This is a genomic window from Paenibacillus lutrae (assembly GCF_009757775.1).
Taxonomy (GTDB): Bacteria; Bacillota; Bacilli; order Paenibacillales; family NBRC-103111; genus Paenibacillus_F; species Paenibacillus_F lutrae.
The window spans coordinates 211,046-236,882 of record NZ_RHLK01000006.1; the positions used below are offsets into that span (position 1 = coordinate 211,046).

Sequence of the window (25,837 nt, forward strand, 5' to 3'; positions counted from 1 at the left end):
CTACTTCCAGAGGAAAGGCGGATATTCATCCAGGTCATTACGCAAATACCGCGCCAATAATAGTGCCTGCACATGAGGGACCAGGCCCCAAGAGATTTTCTCCCCCAAATAGGGATGGGTGATTTTCTCTTGCTTTTTACTCTGCCAAGCCGTCAGGAACTTCTTCCTGCCTTCATCGGTCATGATCACAGCGCTATTTTCCTTACTCACAAAATCCTCACCGTTGATCACCTTTTTGTTAATTAAGGATAAGACAAACTTATCCGCATAAACGCCTCGCAGTTCCTCCATCAAATCAAGGGCCAGCGAAACTCGTCCGGGGCGATCCCGGTGCAGGAAACCGATATACGCATCCAGCCCGACTCCCTCCAAAGCAGACGCCGTATCATTAGCCAGCAGCGTGTATGCGAGCGACAGCATAGCATTTACAGGATCGAGCGGCGGTCTGCGGGAACGTGTGCGATAATAGAAGTCTTCCTTTTGCTGCAAAATCATGGAATCAAACTGTTGGTTGTAAATTAAGGCTGCTTGTCCTTCCAGACCTCTGATCCGCTCCAAATCCTCGCACTCTCGTATGCTCAGCATGATGGTTGACAGCAGCTGGGATGCCGCTTTGAATTCCGCCACATCTATACGCAGAGGGTAATCCCGGGTCATCCGTTCCAGAATCCACTTGTGGTTATAAATTTTACCTGTAATGAAGTTGCGGGCAATTCTCGCCGATAGAAGCTCATTCTCGGATACAAGACTTTGTTTTTTTCGTAAAACAACGTTTCCCTTGCTTGCACCTATTACCCTTGCCAAAAATCTGCCGTTCATGGTCAAGAACACTATGGAGATATTCCGCTCCGCACAATAACCCATCAAGGCCGGACTTGCGCCTGTATAACCGAATGCTACCACAGACGCCAAATTATGAAGGGGCAGTCTGCCCAATCTCTCCTGCTCTTTCAACAGAACGATATTATCGCCATCCAGTGATAGGTACACATCCGGTTGCGTAATAAAAAGCGTGTTCATGAGTTTCTTCATTCTTGGATTTTCCCCTCAACATAACTTCGGACCGTCCGCTTATTCATAACCTCCGGTAAACAGATCGATTGCAGGGAACAGCTTTGGCAGAAAGAACCTGTTTTCACTTTCGGTGTATGTCTCCGTGTGTAATAATCATTCATTTCAGAGACAATTAACTTCACTTTATTTTTGATTTCCACGGTTAGGGGCACTTCGACCCTGCGCTTAATTTCATTATAAAACAGATAACCCCTGTATATGCGGCACAGCAGCATTTCTTCGAGGCACAGCGCTTGCGCAGCCAGCTGCAGGACATCGGCATCGTTAGTTTTGGGCTTGCCCCGCTTGTATTCGACAGGAAAAGCCGTATAGCGGCCTTCGGCTCCATGGATCTGAACGCCTTCATCGTCCTGAATAAACTCCACCACGTCGCAAATCCCTGTAATCCGAAGCTCTTCCGATTTCACAGGCATGGCACGCACCGTAAGCTTGTCGCCCCGCTTCTCTCTGACGAAGGGCTGATCTGCTTTGCGATGAAGATATTCACCTTCCACGGTTCTCACATTCTCTTCCCACTGCTGTTCAATATGGATGAGAGCCCACTGCCGTCTGCAAAATTCGAAATGTTGAATACCCGAGAGCATTAAATAAGACTCATCTTCGTTAGCGGCCATCCACAACTTCTGCCTTTAGACCATCTAATTCACTTAACTCAATGTCAAAATCTTCGAACGTTCTCGGTTCATCATTCCGTGATTGAATAGACAAAGTGCGGTGCACTTTGGCAGATGAATATTGACCTAGTTTGGAATTATGCTCCCACCAGTACACCTTGTGAACTTCCATACTCCCATCCGGTCTGGCTGCGGACAAATCATTCTCGAATAAAGTAACGAGCGCTTCTTTGATCTTCTCTGCATCCTCATTCGTAAACCCGGTTTTATCGGCAAGCTGTGTATTGATACTTCCATAGAAGACATACAGGCCAAAATCCACGCGGTGTTTCATCCCCATCGTATCCGATCCTCTATCCTTACCCGGTTCGGAGTTGACGCTTTTCGTAATTTGCATACTCGTAATATCGATCGGATTCACGCTCTTTGCCGTATGGATCGAAACCGGGCCTCTTACGCCGACGGAGACGCTTCCTCCTTTATCCGATCCTTTGAAAGCAAACACTTGACCAAAGCTGCGGACATCTATCCAGCTCTGGCAAGCCACACTGGCGAATTCTTCACTCGACCCGGTTTTGGATTTCAGAATCTTATTCAGCTCCGCATTGCCGTCTGCCCGCTCTCTTAAACTGCCATAAGCATCCACTTTCCGGTCATTGGATTGTACAAAAATAGACTCTCCCATGTCTTGCAGCCGGTTTCTAATCTTGCGTTTAATGGCTACATCCGATATTTCCCCATACCCGTCATAGTTTTGTCTCGGACGATTGCCGTTCAAAGGATCTCCGTTCGGATTGGCCCCTGTCACCGATACGACCACTGCAAAATCTACCTTATGATCCAAGCTGCTCATCGTTTATCTCTCCTCATCATGAGTTACATCTTGTGTATCCTCATTTTTATTTTTCTTTTGATAGAGCTCATGCCGCTGGCTGTAAAAGCCTAATAAATATTCGCCGCTTAACGGCTTATTATTGAAATCTTCCGTCTGAAACCTGGAAGCGACCTCGTCAATAATTTTGGACAAATAAGTGGCTTTCGTTCCCATCTTGGCCTGGTAGGGCTGTAAACTGGATTGGATCGTCATCCATGTCCTGGCGGGATGCTTCGAGAATGAATTCATATACCGGATGGCATTGCTCGAACGCGTTTCTTCCTTTCCCAGGGCCTGTCTTTCCAGAACATCCGCCACCGCCAGCAAGCGGCCGAACAAATAATCACGGTTATTCGTTTCCGTATCTAATGCCAATTGCAATCCCTCCTGTTTGTTAATCAAAGCACATGCAATGCTGAGCGTCTTCTCCCACTCCCATTTCTCCATGGATACCGGATTCGAGGCGCGATGGAATGCACTGTTTACAATGTCCCGGGGAATCCGGGAGTCATCTAGGATACATGGCAGCATCCGCTCCATGAGCCCTTTGACGATCTTGTCGCTTGCTCTTGGCCCGTAGGCGGCAAAAGCGATATCTTTCGTTGCGGGAGCCCCGTAGAATCTCACGAATTCACCGTGCTCATTTTTGCGGTAAAGATGAAGCCATACACAAGTGGAATGCCACTTAACCAGCCTGTCCAGATAAAGCTCTTTGTTCATATTCCGGTAGTACAAGACGGCCATACGTCCTGTTGTCGCCGAATCGAGAATCATAATATTGACATCGGATTTGGAAAATTTGCCGGGATCAGAGGTAATTTGATTCTTGTAGCCATCCAGCGCTTTAGCCACTTCAACGGCATACGCCCGGTTCGTATTGGACTCTATTGTGGCTGCCACAATCCGATCGGGATCAATGGAGAAGGTATCCTCCGCAGGATCGGGAATATCCAGGGCATCGTTCCCCCATACCAGAAATACGCGCTGTTCCATGAATTTTCCCTGACGATTAATCAGCCATTTCAGTGCGTTATGAGCTTTTTGTGACACCTCATAGCTGATACTTGCGGCATCCCTGCTCTGATTGAATCGTCCGCGGAATGTAAAACCCGACGTATCATTGGCGGAGATTAACTTGGCTTTATCCGCTGCATTCCGGATCTTATTCGCATGCTTATCCGTACTGGGCAGCATTTCCCCCGTCACATAGCAAATATCTTCATCACCCAAGCGTCCCTTGTAATAGCGGATAAAAGATTCGTACATCGCGGGGTCTTTCCAAACATCCGTCAAGATGCTCCGGGGCGAATACACATTGAAACGGACAAAAGCGCTGTCCTGCTCGCCGGCTAACACGCCAAATATCTCCGGCTTCTGCGGATAGAGGGATTCGTATTTCTTATCCCATTTAGTCAGAAGCACGTTATTCTCATCGACACACAAAATTTTATGCCCGACCAGATCTTGTATGAGCTGTCCCTTGCTTAAATAACGATAGATACTCTGTACCTTGGGATCTGCCGAGGGTGATTCCGCCCAATTCTTCAGCTCCTGAATGTAGACTGCAAAGGGTTCTTCATCCTTCACTTTGCCGCCGTAAGCTTTGAAATCTCCGGCCACATAGCTTAATTTGTCGTGAAGCGGATATGGCGAAATGACCGCCCCGGCGCGGCTGGCCGACTTCTCCGTGCACGGAATTAACGTGCTTGCATCGCTTTTGTCAATCACGAAAGCCGAATGAAATTCCCCATCTTCCGTAATTTCCACTTGAATGTGGGCATTCTGAGTGGTGTGAGAGACGGGCAGCAGCGTAAATTCACGATCATTGTACGTCTTCTCAATCACACCTACACGGTTTAAGTTAGATTTATAGGTTTCGTATAAATTGAGCAGCCAGCTCATAGATTTCCCTCCTCTCCCCACCTTGCTGACAGCTCGTCTACCGATTCCACATTGTTTGCATCAAAATGCTTGGCTTTCATGTCCGAAACTTTACGAACCTGCGTACACTGATCCGGTCTGGGGAATGAAATGATGCCGTTCTTCATTACAGGGCTCCAAAGACGTACTTCCATTTGATCCCTGCCGGTTTCATCCGGATAGTTGATGCCGTGCACCATATTTCCGAGATGTATGTCACCGTAATCATCATAAAAACTTTCACCTTCGCCAAACGTGCATGGCTCCACGTAGCCTTGACATTCCCTGGTGCCGAGGAAAATATCCCGTCGCCCTCCCGCCTGAAGACACCGTTTAAGGACATTATGATGCTTATGCTCGTTACGGTCGTGTTCCAGATCCGGGCGATTCATGTTGAATTCAAAGTGGCAGCGCACTTGATAGCGCGGTTCCTTCAAATACGTGTAATTTGCTAGAGTATTGCCACCGCTGTAATCCATCGGACGAATCCCTTTGGATTCCATCCGGATGGGGTTCATGACGCGGACTTGATCGACGACCATAATCAAGGTCGGCTTCCAGTAAATACTCTCGACAATTCCCTTAATGGCTTGATATGTCGGCACTTGATAGGAAAGCTTCTCTCCGCCCAGCTTAGTTAAAGGATCTGTGAATAAAGCATAGTCGCCGTAGACGACAAATTCGATCGAATTTCGCACAGGTTGACCTCCTTCCTTATCATGCTTGATGTGAGAGTCTACCTTCTTAATAAGATAGGTTTTTGCCTTGCTAAAAGAGGTTCATATCCAGGCTGCTATCATTTGTAGTATCCACACCAAATTCTTTACTGTAAGCCCTCTCATTCAGCACCAGCATCTGTCCATCCAGACAACGTTCCAAGCCGCCGTTCTTGTCCAGCTGCTGCAACTCATAATCAAACAGATTTATCGTATACTGCTGTGCTTTCCGTAATAATCTGGAGAGTTCTTCGATCCGCCTGGCACCGTTTAACTCTGCAATGATTGCTTTGCCTTCCTCTTGATAAGGAACGATCACTGCTTTGGTTGCCGAATCAATGACGTGAAAATGCTCCGCCGCTGTCAGATAGCTATTGGCCAGGAATAAAGGAATTCTCTCTTTCGTATTGCTGTAATAGTCGTGACAATAAGTATTCTCTTCTTTAGTGGCGAACAACAATCGGGTCATTCCTTGCCCTAATTTGGGGATCTGGTAATTCAAGTCCAACTCGAATTTTTTATAAAACCTCTGGAAATACCTTTCCATCGCTTGAACAGAAAGTATGTGACCGCCATGTTCTGATGAATCACGCTTCAGGTCGATCAAAATCTGCTGGGAAATTCGCTTGCCTTCTTTCACTTCTTTCAAACGATCCAAATTCTCTTCCTCATGGTCAATCACATATACTTGCTGCCGTTCATGTTCTCCATGCCGATTGCACCTGCCTGCAGCTTGTGCGATGGAATCGAGCCCCGCCAGGGAACGGATCACGCACCCGAAACTCACATCGACTCCTGCTTCGATTAACGGCGTGCTGACGCAAATAACTTTTTCTCCTTTTTTCAGGAGATCCCGCACTTCTTCCAGAATCTCTTTGCGGTGTACCGCGCACATAGACGTACTCAGATGATAGATTGGAACGTTGCTGACCGTCGTTAGCAGCTGCTGATACAGCTTTTTGACCACAGACTTCGTATTTAAAATGGCCAGGACACTTCGCTTCTCTTCAATAATCTCCGTAATAAACTCCGTAAGCTTGTCATTATTGAAACTTTCAGTTGTCGCTCTATCCAAAATCTCTACCCGTGTAAACGCCGTAATCACGTCATGCAGGTTATCGATCATTTCAGCATCCGGGCTGAGATTCAGCTTATGCTCAACAAAATCCAGTGCAGGCTGTGTAGCCGTACACAAGACAAGGCTGGCATTGCCATATGTTCTCAGGAAATTTAAAGCTTCATTAAATAAGGACACACAGGAGACGGGAACCTTCTGCACTTCATCAAACACTAGAACCGAGCTGCTCAAATTATGCAGCCTGCGGATATTCCGGCTTCCCTTGGCATAGAACACGTTCAGAAATTGCACCATCGTTGTAAAAATAATGGGAACATCCCAGTTATCCCGGGCTAATTTCAGCTTTTGCCGAACATTGATCATGCCGTCCATATGCTCATCATCGCCATCTATATCGTCGATCACATTAGAATGATGCTCCAGAATGTTCGCTTCATCCAGAAGTATCCGGCGCACTTCTGCTGCATTCTGCTCGATAATGGTCGTGTAAGGCAGAACATAAATAATATGCCGCTTCCCATATTTTCTGGCGTGCTTAAGGGCATATCGCAGACTCGCCAGTGTCTTGCCGCCCCCCGTCGGAATCGATAATGTATAAATTCCTGAGGGCTTCTCTGCAAAACGGTCACACTGCTCAGACATCTCGCTTCTTAGCCGGTTGATTGAGGACAGCGTCTTATTCGGATCGCCAAACCGCCCGATTTCATCAAGAAGTCTTTTGTAATAAGTATCAAAAAGCTCTTCGACCGGCTGTACAGGTTCTTCTGCTGCGTTCTCTTCAAACTTTCTCGTATTGGTCCGATCCGCATCGATCAGTGTACTGAATACAAACTTGGTTAAGAACATGCACCTCGCTTCCATACCCATTGAAGAGGATTTAGCCAGATAGCCCTCTAATTCTTCTGAAGCACGGTCCACATAGAGATGAAAATCCTCCTTGCTCATCACCTTTTGGAAAAAAAGCGCTACACTCTGGTCAAATTCCGTCAATTCTTTATCACGCACACGCTGCAAATAATTAGATTCTAACTCAGGATTCAAAAAATCCTGCAGATAGGAATGATGGGAAATAATAGCGTTCCCTATGATCTCTGCCAGAATTCCTTTAAACCGATTGATCTTTACGGTGTGATAGGTTTCATATAACAGTCTGCCTCCGGCGGTTGAGTGATCCACACTCCCCCGTTTCGGCGGAGCTTCGGGGTTGTATACCGCTTCCAGAATGTAATTACGAAAAGCACTCGTGTATTTCCCCATATCATGCAGCAGACCAGCCAATCCACAAATGTGTTTGAGACCTATACCAGCACCGAAATCTTCAGCAAGAGATTGTACGCCGAGTAGATGCTCTTCTACGCTCTGCTGCTCCTCATCGCTTTCACGAATATGGGCAATATAATTCATGATGTCACCTCCTCCTCAAAAAAATCACTGCACACCTAAGAAGTAGTTCCATATACCTAATAATTTTACTAAACCTTCCATAAAGTAATTCTACAGACTCATTATAGTTCCTTCCTAAAATATACATATTTCGATAATTTTTTTGGGTCATTTGAATTGGGAATGTTTTATGAGCAGTTTTGAAACTGTTTTAACGCAAAAAATCCTCTTCGCGAAGTTGCGAAGAAGATTTTGTTGTGGAATAGACCGGTATTGAGACGTGCTGATGAAAAGGAACTTTTCAATACACGCACTTATGTAAGGTGCATCACTAAGAAAAACATACGGGTACTTTTTTTATAATAATTCACGAACCTGTGTAAGGTGTGACCTTGAAATTTTGGTAATGATCTTCCCTTGCTCTTTCAATTTCAATCCACACACATGTGTAAGGTGCGACTTACCGACCAAGTAATTAGCCATAAATGCCTCCAAATTTCAATCCACGCACCTGTGTAAGGTGCGACCTCGCATGAGGCCGTACCCCATGCCACCGATCCCGGAATTTCAATCCACGCACCTATGTAAGGTGCGACAAAAAAGACAAAAAACGTGATGCCGGTATTAAAATTTCAATCCACGCACCTATGTAAGGTGCGACGCTGGCTAAAATGGGGAAGGACGAATATGTTTCCTTAATTTCAATCCACGCACCTATGTAAGGTGCGACAAGATGGGCGCTTGATGGAGATATACTTCGCCATCGTATTTCAATCCACGCACCTATGTAAGGTGCGACGAGGGCGGCGACTTTCGAAAGATCGGAAGCATCCTTATTTCAATCCACGCACCTATGTAAGGTGCGACAACGCTCCTGCATGCGGAGTAGGCGTTGTCATAATTTCAATCCACGCACCTGTGTAAGGTGCGACTGCATCAGGTCATAGGATGCGGCGGCATTGGTATTATTTCAATCCACGCACCTGTGTAAGGTGCGACTAAGACCTACGACAAGATGACAAAGGAGAGTAATGATTTCAATCCACGCACCTGTGTAAGGTGCGACTTTAAGAGTTTGAATAAGCGACTCGGGAACATTTGTATTTCAATCCACGCACCTGTGTAAGGTGCGACACCGATTTTCAAGCAAAAAAACTTAAAAATCGAACCTTTTACTAAAAATATGTTTAAATTCTCTCAAATAAACAAAATAACAAATTGCTATATTTGTAAAACCAATCTCAAAAAGTAAAATATTTGGTGCGAATCCCTCAGGAAAATCATGTTCGCTTGGCATTCGCACTACAATAATATGAAGGTGCCCCTGTTCCCGAATTTGAAAATAAAGTTACTCGAGGATCATCCCTGATTTTCCCATATTCTAACGGTTTAATCAACTCTGCTATCCTACTTCTCTTCCATCGGGTTATATCCCCGCAAGAATTCTTCCAATCTATTTTTCCAAAAAAAGTTCCCAAAAAGAAGTTCCCAAACAGAAAAACAGAAAGTCACCCGGACTCCCTGTTTTCTGGTCTTGCGTTCCAATGCTCATAGTAAAAGATCCCTAATCAACCTACCCATACAACTGCGCATAATACCCGCCCCGTGCCAGCAAATCCTGATGCGTCCCCTGCTCCACTATGCTTCCCTGGCTCATGACGGTGATGGAATCGGCTTTCTCCACGGTGCTGAGGCGATGAGCGATCAGAATGGTCGTGCGTCCTTTCATCAACTCGTTCAAGGCTTTCTGCACCCAGTATTCCGACTCGTTATCAAGGGCGGAGGTCGCTTCATCGAGCAGCAGAATAGGAGCATTTTTCAAGATGGCCCTGGCGATAGCGATACGCTGCCTTTGACCGCCGGACAGAGAGGCGCCGCGCTCCCCCACTTGGGTCTGATACTTCTCGGGCAGCTCCTGGATAAAAGCATCGGCGTATGCAGCCCCGGCCGCCTCCCGCACTTCCTCTGTCGACGCTTCCGGATTGCCGTAGCGGATGTTGTCTTCGATGGTTCCGCTGAATAAGAAGGCATCTTGCGGCACATAAGCGATTTGCCCGCGAATTTCTTCGAGCGTGTAGTGCCCGAACGACTTGCCTTGCAGCAGGATTTCACCGCGGTCTACGGGATAGAAACCAAGGAGCAGTTTGATCAGCGTGCTCTTGCCGCTTCCGCTGGCTCCTACAATGGCGGCAACCTGGCCGGGCAGCACCTTCATGGACAACTCGCACAGCACTTTTTTATCCGACTGGTAGGAAAATTCGACGTTGCGGAATTCCACCATGGCCTCCGACACCTGTTTGCTGTCCCAAGTACCGATCCTTACCGGCTCTTCTTCTTCGTTCAAAATTTCTTGAATCCGCTGTGCGCCGGCTAATGAATTCTGCGCATAAGGTTCGACGTCTAAAACGGCGTTTTTGCCCCAGACTCGCCGGTATTTCAATCCACGGACCTGTGTAAGGTGCGACTTCGGCCATTGATTTAATGCTGCCGTTCTGGTCATTTCAATTCACGCACCTACATAAGGTGCGACTATGAACTTCCTGTCGCTTACTATGCATCCATCAAAATTTCAATCCACGCACCAACATAAGGTACGACCAGATCAATCACCGAAGCCGTAGTAATGCGATATTATTTCAATCCACGCACCTACATAAGGTGCGACGATGATGATTGAAATGGGTGTCTACACCATCAATATTTCAATCCACGCACCTACATAAGGTGCGACTTGATCAACCTTATTAACCATAAGATAAAACGATGCAGAATTTCAATCCACGCACCTACATAAGGTGCGACTATGCCCTGGTCGAGTCGGACACGATGGACATTGAATTTCAATCCAAGCACCTACATAAGGTGCGACCGTGTACCCAAGGTGGAACTTATTACCTATTTAGTATTTCAATCCACGCACCTACATAAGGTGCGACTGTATCGTTAGCGATCTCCACCATACCCACGATTGATTTCAATCCACGCACCTACATAAGGTGCGACTTGGTTACATGATTGATTTTCCCAGCATATTGAGATTTCAATCCACGCACCTACATAAGGTGCGACCCCGATTTGGTTGATACCAGGTGGGATACTTGGAAGTATTTCAATCCACGCACCTACATAAGGTGCGACGGCCCTGATTGTTGACTAGGTTGGATAGACTTTTATTTCAATCCACGCACCTACATAAGGTGCGACATAGCCTGTGCCCATGCCCGCGGATCTCCTTCGTATTTCAATCCACGCACCTACATAAGGTGCGACTTCATGTTGTCGATGTACCACTGCACCGGGAACGAATTTCAATCCACGCACCTACATAAGGTGCGACTTGGACTCCCTTTCTCATACGATGCCCTGGCACTAGTTATTTCAATCCACGCACCTACATAAGGTGCGACTTGTAGCTGTCATATGTGGCCTTCATGTCACTATTATTTCAATCCACGCACCTACATAAGGTGCGACAAGAGAGCCACAACGCAGGGGCGGGCGTGGGGAATTTCAATCCACGCACCTACATAAGGTGCGACACCGATTTTCAAGCAAAAAACTTAAAAATCGGACCTTCTACTAAAAGCAACTACAAACTTACACAAATAAACAAAATAATGAATTACTATATTTGTAAAATCAATATCAAAAAGTAAAATATTTGGTGCGAAACCCCCAGGGAAATCATGTTCGCTTGGCATTCGCACTACAATAACAGGAAGCTGCCCATGTTCTCGAACTAAAAAGAAAGTTATGTAAGGTCATTCCTGATTTCCCCATATTATATTACTTTAATCAACTCTGCTATCGTATTTCTCTTCGGGTTATATCCCGCCGAATCTATGTAGAAGTTTTCAAACAGAATAATAGGAAGCCACTCAGACCCCTCGCTTACTTATCTTTCGTTCCATTGCTCATTGTAAAAGATCCCTAATCAACCTACCCATACAACTGCGCATAATACCCACCCCGTGCCAGCAAATCCTGATTCGCCCCTTACTCTACTATGTTTTTCCCTAGTTTCACTACGGTGATGGAATCGGCTCATTTTAAATCGATCACCTCTTCCAATCTCTAATTCTTCATTGACATGCTATCCATTCTTGAAAATGAGATATGTTACTTTCTCATCTTTCCTATTGGTAATGGCATTTTTTACAGTTACAATTGATTTCAAAAAACTTGTGAGTAAGCATGGTGGATCCAGTCACAATGAACCTGTTCAGTGTAACGGAAAAGCATATTTGGGTTATAAAATTTCGAGAATTTCTCGACAGTCTTTTTTATGTCTACCTCATTTAAAACGACACTTGCAAGCAACTTCTGTTTATCTTCTCTGCTCAATCTTAATTTTTTCGCAGGTATTAGAATATTCTACTCGTTGGGCTCAATGAAGTCTGTTGGTTTATTTAGAATACCGTTACATCAGTCTCTAATCGGTAATGGATTTAAGTTTTCGTCGTCATAAGGTAATGGCAGGATGCTCAGTATGGACAAAAACTTGTACCTTTAATAGAACCATTCTCACATTGGCGTTAATACAAAATCATACAAATAAATTAAAAAAGGAGCAGCGCCTCTTACTAAGGCACTGCTTCCCTATGTCCTTAATTTTTATTAATTCCAGTTTCGAATGTACGCTGTTCCACCACTAGCGCCCACTGTTAGTTTCACACGATATTGACATCCACCTGCCATATAATAGTTGTCAGTATCAGTAGTAGAATCACTTGTTGTATTAACTTCTACGCTATCTCTATCTACCCAAGTGCTCCCGCACTTCTCTTGTAGTGTTCCAAGTATTCCACCAATTCCATCAGTCATTGTGACAGTGTACCTGCCATATTGGTGTTGACCATTTACAGCATCCGTGTATTTAGGATATTCTCGGTTCGCTGAGACTGACGCATATTCATTTGCAGCAAGAGCAGAAGAACCTGCACTTAATACACCAAAGACAACTGCGAGACTCAAAACTGTGGTTTTTCTAAACATTGTCATTCTCCATTCTATTAGTTATTTGTGCACACCTTCACACTAACTTTAATTACAGAATTTATCAATAATATATAGTTTTTCTATAAATAATAGTTGATTATAAATAAAAATAACTATTTATGTATATAAATAGTTATGTTATCATAAAAATTATAATGCGAGGTGAACAAATGAACAGAGAAGAATTAAGCCAATTGGTAAATGAACATATTCTGGCTGTTCCTGAAGTCATCAAAGAGTTAGGTATAACAAACCAAGCTTTGAGTTCACTTATTGAGCGTGGAAAGCTTATGCCGATTAAAAAAGTTGGAAGAACCCGATTATTTTTAAGGCAGGATGTTGAGGAAAGAAAACAAGAAGCAACATTACTCAAAGAAAAATACAGACCTTTTGACTAATCTAACGTCTGTCATGATACGTGATATCTATACATTGCAATTAAAAATACTCCGGATTTGCCGGGGTGTGGGAATCTCACAAACAAAGAAGTCGAAAAACGTAAACAAGCCAATTAACATGAATGGGCAGAGCTTTATGTGTCAAAAACATGTTCTTGAAGGGTCTACCACAGAAAAACAGGAAGTCACCCAGACTCCCTGTTTTTTAATTTATCGTTTCATTGTTCATCGCAAAAAAATCTCTGATCAACCTTTCCATACAACTGCGCCTAATACAAGCCGCATGCCATCAAATACTGTTGCGTATTTTGCTCGACTATATTTCTCTAATTCATGACTGTCTTGAACCCGCTGTGCTCCGGCTAATGAATTTTGCGCGCGAGTCAAATTGATCTGCAGGAAAGCAAATGCAGCCACGCTGTTCATTCCAAACTACTAGCACCCTCTTTTAGAGTCACTAATCCAAGCACCTTTTAAAGGTGTGACCATATAAATTTTGTCAACAACCATAACAATAGCAATTTCAATTCAGGTACCTATGTTAGGTGTGACGGAGGCCGAGAAAAAGAAACAGATGCAGAGTACCGTATTTCAATCCACGTACCTATGTAAGGTGCGACGCCTGAATGAGTCCTTGGCTCTGTAAGTATGTTACATTTCAATCCACGCACCTATGTAAGGTGCGACTGACTATGACAGGAGCCGAGATTCTGGCGGGGCTATTTCAATCCACGCACCTATGTAAGGTGCGACATACAAGCAGACAGGAGTGAGTCTCCGGTGTACATCATTTCAATCCACGCACCTATGTAAGGTGCGACGCGATCATCGCTTTATCCTGACGTTTGCCGGGAATTTCAATCCACGCACCTACGTAAGGTGCGACCCACCTCGTATTCATTTTGTTTCTAGAGCCTTCGCATTTCAATCCACGCACCTACGTAAGGTGCGACCTTCTTTGTTCGACGGCTTCGTGTGGCTTCTTTTCGATTTCAATCCACGCACCTACGTAAGGTGCGACAACTTAGGTAACATGATGGTTACTCAAACCCTTGCTATTTCAATCCACGCACCTACGTAAGGTGCGACGAAATCAATACAAGCCGATCGGATCGATGTTAAAATTTCAATCCACGCACCTACGTAAGGTGCGACTGGGTGCAGGGTTAACATAGATCGGGCCATTGGTGAATTTCAATCCACGCACCTACGTAAGGTGCGACAATAATGTTCACTGTCATTATTCTTCAAAATCAAATTATTTCAATCCACGCACCACGTAAGGTGCGACATCAACTTCGCCCAGTATAAGACTTGATGATCAGGGCATTTCAATCCACGCACCTACGTAAGGTGCGACGGCTGCCTTGTGGCACCTTTGAGGTGGATTCATTCATTTCAATCCACGCACCTACGTAAGGTGCGACGCTTGGGCAGAGGACAGGTCTTTTGTGCTTCCAATTTCAATCCACGCACCTACGTAAGGTGCGACCCTCAGTTTGCGTTGCTCCTCGCGAGACATGTTGATTTCAATCCACGCACCTACGTAAGGTGCGACATCCTGCCGTAGTTCCCGGGACTGTATCTGCCCCTATTTCAATCCACGCACCTACGTAAGGTGCGACCGGTTTAGGTAACATTACTTCGCCCTCTTTCCGAATTTCAATCCACGCACCTACGTAAGGTGCGACGATGATCAAAACAACATCGTCCATCAGTTAGTTATATTTCAATCCACGCACCTACGTAAGGTGCGACGATAACATGCCGAAACTGGCGCCCGCATTGATTATTTCAATCCACGCACCTACGTAAGGTGCGACAATGGACAGGTCCGGGTACATCTTAGGGTCAAGAGATTTCAATCCACGCACCTACGTAAGGTGCGACACCGATTTTCAAGCAAAAAAACTTAAAAATCGAACCTTCTACTAAAAACAACTACAAACTTACACAAATAAACAAAATATCAAATTACTATATTTGTAAAATCAATCTCAAAAAGTAAAAGATTTGGTGCGAATCCCCTAGGGAAATCATGTTCGCTTGGCATTCGCACTACTATAATGTGAAGCTGCCCATGTTCTCGAACTAAAAATAAAGTTACTCAATAATCATCCTGATTTTCCCATATTCTAACGATTTAATCAACTCTGCTATCCTGCTTTTCTTCCATCGGGTTATATCCCGACAAGAAATTCTTCTAATCTATTTTTCCAAAAAAAGTTCCCAAACAGAAAAACAGAAAGTCACCCGGACTCCCTGTTTTCTGGTCTTGCGTTCCAATGCTTATCATATAAATCCCTAATCAATCAACTTACCCATACAACTGCGCATAATACCCGCCCCGTGCCAGCAAATCCTGATGCGTTCCCTGCTCCACTATGCTTCCCTGGCTCATGACGGTGATGGAATCGGCTTTCTCCACGGTGCTGAGGCGATGAGCGATCAGGATGGTCGTGCGTCCTTTCATCAACTCATTCAACGCCTTCTGCACCCAGTATTCCGACTCGTTATCGAGGGCGGAGGTCGCCTCATCGAGCAGCAGAATAGGAGCATTCTTCAAGATGGCCCTGGCGATGGCGATACGCTGCCTTTGACCGCCGGACAGAGAAGCGCCGCGCTCCCCCACTTGGGTCTGATACTTCTCGGGCAGCTCCTGGATAAAAGCATCGGCGTATGCAGCCCCGGCCGCCTCCCGCACTTCCTCTGCCGAAGCTTCCGGATTGCCGTAGCGGATGTTGTCTTCGATGGTTCCGCTGAACAAAAAGGCATCTTGCGGCACATAAGCGATTTGCCCGCGAATTTCTTCGAGCGTATAGTGCCCGAACGACTTGCCTTGCAGCAGGATTTCCCCGCGGGCTACGGGATAGAAACCAAGGAGCAGTTTGATCAGCGTGCTCTTGCCGCTTCCGCTGGCTCCTACAATGGCGGCAACCTGGCCGGGCAGCACCTTCATGGACAACTCGCACAGCACTTTTTTATCCGACTGGTAGGAAAATTCGACGTTGCGGAATTCCACCATGGCCTCCGACACCTGTTTACTGTCCCAAGTACCGATCCTTACCGGCTCTTCTTCCTCGTTCAAAATTTCTTGAATCCGCTGTGCGCCGGCTAATGAATTCTGCGCGAGGGATAGTACGGTTCCGAAAGTCATGATCGCATGAGTCAGATTGATTTGCAGGACGGCGAATGCAGCCACGCTGCCATTCCAAACTAGTCACATGCTCTTTAGAGTCACTATTTCAATCACGCATCTTATAAGGTGCAACTGCATTATTATAATCCCTAAGTGCTGGGCAGCAGTATTTCAATCCACGCACCTGTATAAGGTACGACATCGTTCATGGATTTAATGCCCCACTCCCTAACGATTTCAATCCACGCACCTATGTAAGGTGCGACCAGGCCGATACGATTAATCATTGTAGGACAATCGCTATTTCAATCCACGCACCATGTAAGGTGCGACTCTGAAAACGTCGGCTACGTAACGGACACTTGGCAATTTCAATCCACGCACCATATAAGGTGCGGCGTAGGCAGCCCAAGGCCGCCCTCCCGTACTTCGTCTGTCGACGCTTCCGGATTGCCATAGCGGATGTTGTCTTCGATGGTTCCGCTGAACAAAAAGGCATCTTGCGGCACATAAGCGATTTGCCCGCGAATTTCTTCGAGCGTATAGTGCCCGAACGACTTGCCTTGCAGCAGAATTTCCCCGCGGTCTACGGGATAGAAACCAAGGAGCAGTTTGATCAGCGTGCTCTTGCCGCTTCCGCTGGCTCCTACAATGGCGGCAACCTGGCCGGGCAGCACCTTCATGGACAACTTGCACAGCACTTTTTTATCCGACTGGTAGGAAAATTCGACGTTGCGGAATTCCACTATGGCTTCCGACACCTGTTTGCTGTCCCAAGCACCGATCCTTACCGGCTCTTCTTCCTCGTTCAAAATTTCTTGAATCCGCTGTGCGCCGGCTAATGCATTCTGCGCATAAGGTCCGACGCCTATAACGGCGTATTTGCGCCGGACTCCCCGATATTTCAATCCACGCACCTATGTAAGGTGCGACCAGGAAGAAAACAGAGCCGGATATATGAGAGATGGATTTCAAACCACGCACCTGTGTAAGGTGCGACTTTGATAATAAGCTACAATTGATGTCTCATAACGATTTCAATCCACGCACCTGTGTAAGGTGCGACCAGGTACGGCCGGGGTTCATCATAAAAAGCCAACTTATTTCAATCCACGCACCTTTGTAAGGTGCGACGAAGGAAACAACAACAGCGACCGAAGCCATCGTAAAATTTCAATCCACGCACCTACGTAAGGTGCGACTTCCCACACTTTTAGTTCGCAAAGATCGCCAATCCATTTCAATCCACACACCTACGTAAGGTGCGACCTAGACACACCGGTCTTTATTTCCTTCTCCGGTCCGTTATTTCAATCCACGCACCTACGTAAGGTGCGACTCGGTTTTTCTTCCGATTTCATTTTCGACTTCGGAATTTCAATCCACGCACCTACGTAAGGTGCGACGGTGAAAGAATACGCTCAAGACAAATACGGATTAATTTCAATCCACGCACCTGTGTAAGGTGCGACAGCAGATTAAATTTGAATGCGAGACCGACCCGAGATTTCAATCCACGCACCTGTGTAAGGTGCGACCTCAGACATGCAAATACACGCATGGCTCGTGGTATTTCAATCCACGCACCTGTGTAAGGTGCGACATGTATAACGAGAGGTTGAAATACTGGCGCCGAGAAGAATTTCAATCCACGCACCTGTGTAAGGTGCGACAGGTAAATAGGATCAAGCAGGCTATAGTAGCGGTATTTCAATCCACGCGCCTGTGTAAGGTGCGACGACAAATCGGCGCGTATAAAGGTCGATTTGTGACAGATTTCAATCCACGCACCTATGTAAGGTGCGACGCCTATAACGGCGTGTTTGCGCCTCCGTCCCCGGTATTTCAATCCACGCACCTATGTAAGGTGCGACGGTCCTTCCGAAACTGCAACAGCACTTGGTGAGATCATTTCAATCCACGCACCTATGTAAGGTGCGACCTGGCCGATAAAATATAGGAGGGATGCAGATGTCAATTTCAATCCACGCACCTATGTAAGGTGCGACGAGCAGTTGGACGAAGACGTTCTTTACAACCGGCGGATTTCAATCCACGCACCTATGTAAGGTGCGACTTTTACACAAATAGGAAAGGAGATGGAAATATGATTTCAATCCACGCACCTATGTAAGGTGCGACTAATACATCACCCTTAGCGGCCGTGTGGGAAAAATTTCAATCCACGCACCTATGTAAGGTGCGACTTACAGACGACCGGGGTAACGAGGATCTTTGCGGATTTCAATCCACGCACCTATGTAAGGTGCGACTTATAGGGTTAAATAGTTTACAATTACTGTAAACTATTTCAATCCACGCACCTATGTAAGGTGCGACACCGATTTTCAAGCAAAAAAACTTGAAAATCGAACCTTTTACTAAAAATATGTTGAAATTATCTCAAGTAAACAAAACAACGAATTACTTTATTTGTAAAATCAATCTCAAAAAGTAAAATATATGGTGCGAATCCCCCAGGGAAATCATGTTCGCTTGGCATTCGCACTACAATAATATGAAACTGTCCATGGTCTCGAATTTGTAAAGAAAGTTACGCAAGAACCATTCCTGATTTTCCCATATTCTCGCGCTTTAATCAACTCTTCTATCCTACTCCTCTTCCCTCGGGTTATATCCCGGCATGAAATTCTTCCAATCTAATTTCCCAAAAAGAAGTTCCCAAACAGAAAAAACAGAAAGTCACCCGGACTCCCTGTTTTCTGATCTTTTTCATTCCAATGCTCATCATATAAATCCCTAATAAACCTATCCATACAACTGCGCATAATACCCGCCCCGTGCCAGCAAATCCTGATGCGTCCCCTGCTCCACTATGCTTCCCTGGCTCATGACGGTGATGGAATCGGCTTTCTCCACGGTGCTGAGGCGGTGAGCGATCAGGATGGTCGTGCGTCCTCTCATCAACTCATTCAAGGCTTTCTGCACCCAGTATTCCGATTCGTTGTCGAGAGCGGAGGTCGCTTCATCGAGCAGCAGAATAGGGGCATTCTTCAAGATGGCCCGGGCGATCGCGATACGCTGCCTTTGACCGCCGGACAGAGAGGCACCGCGTTCCCCCACTTGGGTCTGATATTTCTCAGGCAGCTCCTGGATAAAAGCATCGGCGTATGCAGCCCCGGCCGCCTCCCGTACTTCCTCTGCCGAAGCTTCCGGATTGCCGTAGCGGATGTTGTCTTCGATGGTTCCGCTGAACAAAAAGGCATCTTGCGGCACATAAGCGATTTGCCCGCGAATTTCTTCGAGCGTATAGTGCCCGAACGACTTGCCTTGCAGCAGAATTTCCCCGCGGTCTACGGGATAGAAACCAAGGAGCAGTTTGATCAGCGTGCTCTTGCCGCTTCCGCTGGCTCCTACAATGGCGGCAACCTGGCCGGGCAGCACCTTCATGGACAACTCGCACAGCACTTTTTTATCCGACTGGTAGGAAAATTCGACGTTGCGGAATTCCACCATGGCTTCCGACACCTGTTTGCTGTCCCAAGTACCGATCCTTACCGGCTCTTCTTCCTCGTTCAAAATTTCTTGAATCCGCTGTGCCCCGGCTAATGAATTCTGCGCGAGGGATAGTACGGTTCCGAAGGTCATGATCGCATGAGTCAGATTGATTTGCAGGACGGCGAATGCAGCCACGCTGCCCATTCCGATAAGGCCATACGCATACAGCAAACTGCCGATGACGATAATTCCACAGAACGTCACATAGCTGACAAAATGGTTAATGGCCGTCTGCATCCCGTTCTTATGGGCCGTCTGCTCCGCAATCCTGGTCGCCTGTTCGTTCAGACTCCGGTACTGGGCATAAATCGGGCGGATATGAAACAATTTGACCAGTTGAATGCCGCCGATAAAATCCATGAATTTCTCGGTCATTTTGCCGAGCAATTGAAGCGAATTTCCGTACAAAACTCGAATTTGCCGGGCGAACCGGATGCTGACCGCTAAGGAAATGAGCAAAGTAGCCAGCGACACGGCGGCAAACTGCCAATGCAGGATGAACATTGCCACGATCGAGCCTATACTGAACACGATTTGCAGCAGCATCATAAAATAAATACTGGAGTATGTGAGTTCAAGCGCGTTGACGTCATTGTTCACACGTGAGAGCAAGTCGCCATGATGCGTCTGCTCCAGATATTTGGCGCGAAGCCGGCAAATTTTGTAGTAAAGACGTTCCCGGATGTCTAAGATCGTATATTCGACGCTGCGCTGATAGAGATAAGTGAATGCCGGGGAAATGATATTCTCAAGCAGCAGGGCTCCTGCCAGGATGTAGAAGGCTTGGTATATAAGCGATGTATCCCGCGACTCCGCGTAATTGACCAGACTCTGGACGACCAAGCTGAAAGAAATCAGAAACAAGGTTTGATTAACCGCAGCAACACCCATACCGAGAAAATACTGCTTTTTGCGCCGCGGGTTCATATATCGCATCAAGGAACCCAGTTCTTTGACATAAGAGATCCATCCACCCGTCTTCACGTATACATCACCTCCTTACGCTTCTGCGTTCCGGCAAATTCTTGATAGTACGACTTGGCGTACAGCCCCTTCTTATCCAGCAGTTCGGCGTGAGTGCCCGCTTCCGCAATCTCCCCGTTCTCCATTACCCAGATGGCATCCGCATTCTGGACGGTCGAGAGCCGGTGGGCGATAACGATGGTCGTCCTTGCTTTCATGAGGACATTCAGCGCTTCCTGGATAGAGATTTCAGACTGCGGATCCAGCGCGGAGGTGGGCTCGTCCAGCAGCAGGATGGGAGCATCCTTGAGGAAAGCGCGCGCAATGGCAATCCGCTGGCGCTGTCCGCCCGACAGGAATCCCCCGCGTTCCCCCACATGGGTCTGATAGCCCTCGGGGAGCTCCATGATAAACGAATGCGCATGAGCCGATTTGGCGGCTCCGATCACCTCGTCCATTGATGCCCCTTCCCTGCCATACCCGATATTCTCCGCTACCGTGCCGCTGAACAGGAACGAATCTTGAGTCACTACGGAGAAATGGGACCGCAGCCCGTCCAGATTACAGCCGTTAATCGGTTGGCCGAACACTTGAATCGTACCTTGTCCGGCTGCTAAAGGATAAAATCCGCATAACAGTTTAATTACGGTGCTCTTCCCTCCGCCGCTGGCCCCCACTAATGCTATGGTTGCCCCTTCCGGTACGGTAAAACTCAGGTTGTTCAAGATGGGAGAGCCGCTGCTCCCGTAAGCAAAAGAAACTGCCTGGAATGAAACAGGCGGGGCGGCCCTCCGCTCAATCGCATGTCCTTCTTGATTCTCGGCAGGCTCTTCCACGATCGCCGAGATTCTTTTCAAAGCTCCGCTCATTTCAAACGTATGCGTGATAAGCTCCGGAATGTGCTCCAGCGGTTCCAATGCCAAGTTCAATAAATAGAGAAACGCGATTAATTCTCCCGTACCCAGTAGCCCCTGAGAAATCAGATAGCTGCCATAGCTCACCGCAAAAATAATCGGGCTGAGCATCAGCGTGGACAGGAGCGGATTTACCCAAGCCTCTCTTTTTTTCACCGCCAGTTTCTTCTGTGCCGTCAGTTGAAGCAGGGACTGATACGAACGGAACATCATTCCCGATAACAAATAACTTTTCACAACCGGCATACCGCCCAGGGTATCTTGTAAATTGGCATTCATCCTCCCCATGTTGGCCTGAGCCTCTTCCGTCAGCTGCTGCAGCTGCTTCCCGATCCACTGCGACACAAACAAGGAAACCGGAAACAGCAGCAGACTGTAGACCATGAGTTCCCATTGAATCCAAATCAGATAAATAAAGCAGCCGGCGAACAGCAGCGGGTGATAGAACCACTGGGCGAGATCCCGGATCATAAATTGATGAATGAGCTGCAAGTCGTTGTTCATCCGGGATAGAACATCACCGGTGTGCTGTTTCTCAATGGCGTGTACCGGCAGTTTGCCGACATGGCTCATCACATGGTTGCGAATATCTCTTACAGCTCGCGCACTGCTTTTCTCCACCCCGTAAGCCATGAAATATTTGGCCGGCACCCCGATCAGAATAACGACAAAAACCGTATAAACCAGTTGGGTGACGACAGGGCCCGCCCCGTTCTCTGCCTGGGTGGTCAACCGCTCGATCAGACTGCCTGTCCACACTTCGATCACCGCTGCCGCAACAGCAGAGGCAATTCCGACAATCATCCAGCCTTTATGGAATTTCACGAAGGATAATAACCAGCGGACGGCTTTCCATAGAGCGAGTACCCGTTCACGTTTTTGCAAAGCTTTGCGATCCCCTTTCAAGACCTGCGGGTGTCCGTCAGTTTCCATGAAGCACCTTCTGCGAACGGTCGCAGCGCTCCGCGATCTGCCTTAGAATGCGCTCAACGACTGGCGCCGTTTCATCGATGCTTTCTGGTTCCAGCAGCTTCTCATGAACGCCCGCAAGCTTGTATTCCGCATACGCTTGCAAGGCGGTTTCCCGCCAGGAAGGTAGCTGATTCTCAAGCCGGAAAGCATCGCTGTCCGCGGCTATTAACTCATGAATGTTCGCCACCACGGAGCCCTTATTGATTAGTTGAGCTTCATAGGTCAAGGTGGCCTGTACCTTTTGCTCGACGCGTCTGCGGATCAGAGGATGTTCCATCATTTCTTTTTCCGTAACTGACAAATCTCCGAGTATTTCTTCCAGTTCGTTCTGCGTAGTTTCCAGAGGGGTTACGCTCTGCTTAATCCAGGAATCGATCATTATAAGGTCCGAGACGGCATACCCTCTCTTCTCCATCGTCTGGGCGACTTCAAACATTAAATTCCCGCCGAAACAGTATCCGATAAAAACGTAAGGCCCCTGCTGCTGTATCCGTATAACGGCGTCTACATAACGATTCAGCATGTCCTCATAGCTCGCGGTATTCTCAATAAAATCAATCCCGTACAGGGCAAACCGGTTCTCCAGCTTGTCCGCTAGCAGCCGGTAGCTTATCCCGAATCCGCCGCCGGGCGGGAAACAGAACACATTCATCTCGCCTTGCTTGTTCAGCCTTGTAAAATGGTGATCGTCCCGTTCGAATCCGGACTCCCAATTCTCTAAGGCGATCGCCTCGACGGTTAACTGCTGAAAGCCTTGATGCAGAGGAATTTCAACGCCCGTCTCGTCATAGATCGTTTGAATCAGCCGCATCAGGCTCAGAGAGCTTCCGCCGAGTTCGAAGAAATTGTCCTTCACGCCGATCTGCTCCAGCCCGAGTATTTCCTGCCAGATTCCGACCAGCTTTATTTCGAGCAGCGAACGCGGCGCGACGTATTCCGTGCCGCTGCTTGCGCCCGCTTCCGGAGCCGGCAGCGCTTTGCGGTCGACCTTGCCGTTAGGCGTCAGCGGCATCCGGGGCAGCTGGACGAAGTGCGACGGAATCATGTACCCGGGCAGCTCCCTGGCCAAGGCGTCTTTCAGCTCGCTACCGCTAAGCTTCACTTCCGCTACGAAATAAGCGCACAGCTGACTTTGCCCGCCCGCCGTTTCACGCGCGATTACGATCGTTTCCTGGACGTGCCGGGCCTTCAGCAGCTGCTCTTCGATCTCGGCCACCTCGATCCGGTAGCCCCGGATCTTCACTTGATGGTCGATCCGGCCCATGTATTCGATATTGCCGTCCGGCAGCCATCTGGCAAGATCGCCCGTCCGGTACATCCGCTCACCCGGCTCGAACGGATTGTCCACGAACTTCTCCGCGGTCAGGTCGGGACGGTTCAAGTATCCTCTGGCGAGTCCGACTCCCGCAATGCACAACTCACCGGCCACCCCTAACGGCAGTAATTGATCGGATGAATCGACGATATAGATCCGGTGATTCTGAATAGGTCGACCGATGGGCACCGACTTCCAATCCTTGTCTTCCGCTGATGCTGACCAAACCGCTGTTACAATCGAAGCTTCGGTCGGTCCGTATGCGTTAAAAAACTGTACGCTGTCTTTCCACTGCTGCACGAATTCAGCAGATACCGCAGAGCCGCCGGTGATCAGCTTTTGGAGGGCCGGCATATTCTCCGGGTTCAAATAGGTTGCATAGGTCGGCGGCAGTATTGTGGCTGTAATCCCGTTCTCGTTCATGTAAGCTTCGAACAAACGGTAATCGAGAATGGTCTCCTTAGACGGAATATATAAGGCAGCCCCAAAAAATAACGCTTTGAAGATTTCCCAGCAGGATGCGTCGAACGACAAGCTGGCAAACTGCACGACTCTGTCCCGGCCGCTGATCTGCAAGGTTTGTCCGAACATCGTCTTCAGGCTGCTCAGCCCGCGGTGTTCCACCAGAACACCTTTGGGCTTGCCGGTTGTTCCTGACGTATAAATGACATAGGCCAGATGATCCGGGCCGCTGGCCGGCTCCAGATTCGAACGATTCTCGCTGTAAGACTCTTCCCGATCCAAAGCGATTATGGTTCCCTCAAAAGACACACGCTCCCGCAAATGTTCCTGAGTCAGCAGCAGGCGCGACCCTGAATCTTCCAGCAAGAAGCGGATCCGCTCCTCCGGGTATTCGGGATCAATCGGCACATAAGCGCCTCCTGATTTGAGGATGCCGAGGATGCCGACAACCATCTCCAGAGAGCGGCTGAGCATCAGCCCAACCAGCTGATCCGGCTTAACTCCTGCTTCCAGCAGCGTTCTCGCGAGCCGGTTCGCCTGTTCATTAAGCTCCCGGTACGTCAGCTGCTGATGCTCATAGACTACCGCTACCGCATCAGGAACCTGCCGGGCCTGCTCTTCGATCAGCTGATGAATCGTGAGTTCGTGCGCATATTCCGCTGCGGTATTGTTGAACAATTGGAGCTGCTGACGCTTCTCCGCCTCCGATAACAGATCCGCGTCACCGAGCTCAAGTTCCGGCTTTACTAACTGGGCGGATAACAATCGCAGCAGGTGATCGGTCACCCCATCCATAAAACCTGGTTCATACCGATTACTGTCATATCTTACGCACAGCCGGATGGAATCATCTGCGAAGTCAAACTGAAAGATGGTGTCAGACGATATCTTAGCCCCGCAATCCACCGGATGGATTTTTGTATAAGCAACCAGTGTGTTAACGACCGGCAAGCCATCGGGGTCATAGTGAAAATCCAGCGAATGGATCATTTTCCTGAAAGGAAGCTGCTGATGCTCCAAAGCTTCACTGAGCGACGTTTTGATTCCACCCAATAGCGTTCTAAGCGTGCTCTCGCGGGAAAGTGTGTTTTTGATAATCAGAAAATCATGAGCCGGTGCCCCCTCGTTGCCCATAGCGGCGACAGGAATTCCGACCAGAATATTCTCCCGCTTCGTGTAGGCGTAGAGCAGGCCGTTCACCCCTGCCAGCAGGATCATGAATACGGCCATGTCCGAACCGTTGGCAAGACGAATAATGTTGTCAGAAAGCTCTTTGGGCAGCGTACGTTCAAGAACACCCGGGGGCGCCTCATCCGCGCTCTTCATTCTCGTCGAGGATTTACTGTAGGGCAGGAAGCTCATACTGTCATCGGCACTGAACTTAGCGTTCCAATACATTTCTTCCTTTTCAAACCATGATTTCATTCGTACCCCTCCCCTCAAAAGTTAAAATCATTGCCCGCCACACTTTCAGGTGCGGTCAAATCGTTTCCTTACC

12 protein-coding genes, 3 pseudogenes and 5 CRISPR repeat arrays are annotated in these 25,837 nt (G+C 47.6%); of the genes and pseudogenes, 1 reads left to right on the plus strand and 14 read right to left on the minus strand.

The window, feature by feature from the left end:
• The 8 genes and pseudogenes from cas1c to EDM21_RS13180 all read right to left on the minus strand — a co-directional run bounded on the left by cas1c (position 1) and on the right by EDM21_RS13180 (position 12,654).
• Positions 1–1,032 (minus strand): type I-C CRISPR-associated endonuclease Cas1c, encoded by a 1,032-nt coding sequence (gene cas1c, locus EDM21_RS13145; protein ID WP_157336139.1) that lies wholly within the window; start codon positions 1,030–1,032, stop codon positions 1–3.
• Positions 1,029–1,688, minus strand: coding sequence for a CRISPR-associated protein Cas4 (gene cas4 / locus EDM21_RS13150; RefSeq protein WP_157336141.1), 660 nt, complete (start codon positions 1,686–1,688; stop codon positions 1,029–1,031). The genes cas1c and cas4 overlap by 4 nt, the downstream gene beginning before the upstream one ends.
• On the minus strand, positions 1,678–2,541 hold the full coding sequence (cas7c, locus tag EDM21_RS13155; RefSeq protein WP_157336143.1) for a type I-C CRISPR-associated protein Cas7/Csd2: 864 nt from the start codon (positions 2,539–2,541) through the stop codon (positions 1,678–1,680). The genes cas4 and cas7c overlap by 11 nt, the downstream gene beginning before the upstream one ends.
• A 3-nt stretch (positions 2,542–2,544) precedes the next feature.
• Positions 2,545–4,464: a type I-C CRISPR-associated protein Cas8c/Csd1 gene (gene cas8c, locus EDM21_RS13160; RefSeq protein WP_157336145.1), complete on the minus strand. Its 1,920-nt coding sequence runs from the start codon at positions 4,462–4,464 to the stop codon at positions 2,545–2,547.
• Positions 4,461–5,180 (minus strand): type I-C CRISPR-associated protein Cas5c, encoded by a 720-nt coding sequence (gene cas5c / locus EDM21_RS13165; RefSeq protein WP_166541985.1) that lies wholly within the window; start codon positions 5,178–5,180, stop codon positions 4,461–4,463. The genes cas8c and cas5c overlap by 4 nt, the downstream gene beginning before the upstream one ends.
• Before the next feature lie 70 nt (positions 5,181–5,250).
• Entirely contained in the window at positions 5,251–7,680 is a 2,430-nt protein-coding gene (cas3, locus tag EDM21_RS13170; RefSeq protein ID WP_157336147.1) for a CRISPR-associated helicase Cas3', read from the minus strand.
• A 407-nt stretch (positions 7,681–8,087) separates the two neighbouring features.
• Positions 8,088–8,793: direct repeats of the CRISPR family, unit length 32 nt; unit sequence ATTTCAATCCACGCACCTATGTAAGGTGCGAC.
• Positions 8,794–9,232: 439 nt separating this feature from the next.
• Positions 9,233–10,042, minus strand: a pseudogene (locus EDM21_RS13175) (ABC transporter ATP-binding protein); the annotation flags it as partial.
• A gap of 49 nt (positions 10,043–10,091) precedes the next feature.
• A CRISPR array of direct repeats spans positions 10,092–11,198; the repeat unit is 33 nt; unit sequence TATTTCAATCCACGCACCTACATAAGGTGCGAC.
• Positions 11,199–12,276: 1,078 nt separating this feature from the next.
• The gene (locus EDM21_RS13180) at positions 12,277–12,654 is read right to left on the minus strand and encodes a hypothetical protein (protein ID WP_157336149.1); all 378 of its coding nucleotides are present in this window, start codon (positions 12,652–12,654) and stop codon (positions 12,277–12,279) included.
• A 173-nt stretch (positions 12,655–12,827) separates the two neighbouring features.
• Between EDM21_RS13180 and EDM21_RS13185 the strand changes: the two genes are divergently transcribed.
• Entirely contained in the window at positions 12,828–13,055 is a 228-nt protein-coding gene (locus EDM21_RS13185) for a helix-turn-helix domain-containing protein (protein ID WP_157336151.1), read from the plus strand.
• 246 nt (positions 13,056–13,301) lie between these two features.
• On the opposite strand, the gene EDM21_RS13190 is transcribed toward EDM21_RS13185, so the two are convergent.
• The 6 genes and pseudogenes from EDM21_RS13190 to EDM21_RS13215 form a co-directional block, all read right to left on the minus strand.
• Positions 13,302–13,481 (minus strand): hypothetical protein, encoded by a 180-nt coding sequence (locus EDM21_RS13190; protein ID WP_157336153.1) that lies wholly within the window; start codon positions 13,479–13,481, stop codon positions 13,302–13,304.
• A gap of 94 nt (positions 13,482–13,575) precedes the next feature.
• Positions 13,576–14,279: a CRISPR direct-repeat array (repeat unit 32 nt; unit sequence ATTTCAATCCACGCACCTACGTAAGGTGCGAC).
• A gap of 104 nt (positions 14,280–14,383) precedes the next feature.
• A CRISPR array of direct repeats spans positions 14,384–14,945; the repeat unit is 32 nt; unit sequence ATTTCAATCCACGCACCTACGTAAGGTGCGAC.
• Positions 14,946–15,372: 427 nt separating this feature from the next.
• Positions 15,373–16,275, minus strand: a pseudogene (locus tag EDM21_RS13195) (ABC transporter ATP-binding protein); the annotation flags it as partial.
• Between the two features lie 305 nt (positions 16,276–16,580).
• Positions 16,581–17,045, minus strand: a pseudogene (locus EDM21_RS13200) (ATP-binding cassette domain-containing protein); the annotation flags it as partial.
• A 50-nt stretch (positions 17,046–17,095) separates the two neighbouring features.
• A CRISPR array of direct repeats spans positions 17,096–18,534; the repeat unit is 32 nt; unit sequence ATTTCAATCCACGCACCTACGTAAGGTGCGAC.
• Between the two features lie 429 nt (positions 18,535–18,963).
• Complete coding sequence (locus EDM21_RS13205) at positions 18,964–20,697, minus strand: ATP-binding cassette domain-containing protein (RefSeq protein WP_166541986.1); 1,734 nt, start codon at positions 20,695–20,697, stop codon at positions 18,964–18,966.
• The gene (locus EDM21_RS13210) at positions 20,694–22,523 is read right to left on the minus strand and encodes an ABC transporter ATP-binding protein (RefSeq protein WP_157336158.1); all 1,830 of its coding nucleotides are present in this window, start codon (positions 22,521–22,523) and stop codon (positions 20,694–20,696) included. Before EDM21_RS13210 ends, EDM21_RS13205 begins: the two co-directional genes overlap by 4 nt.
• Positions 22,513–25,764: a non-ribosomal peptide synthetase gene (locus EDM21_RS13215; RefSeq protein ID WP_157336160.1), complete on the minus strand. Its 3,252-nt coding sequence runs from the start codon at positions 25,762–25,764 to the stop codon at positions 22,513–22,515. The genes EDM21_RS13210 and EDM21_RS13215 overlap by 11 nt, the downstream gene beginning before the upstream one ends.
• Between the last annotated feature and the right edge of the window lie 73 nt (positions 25,765–25,837).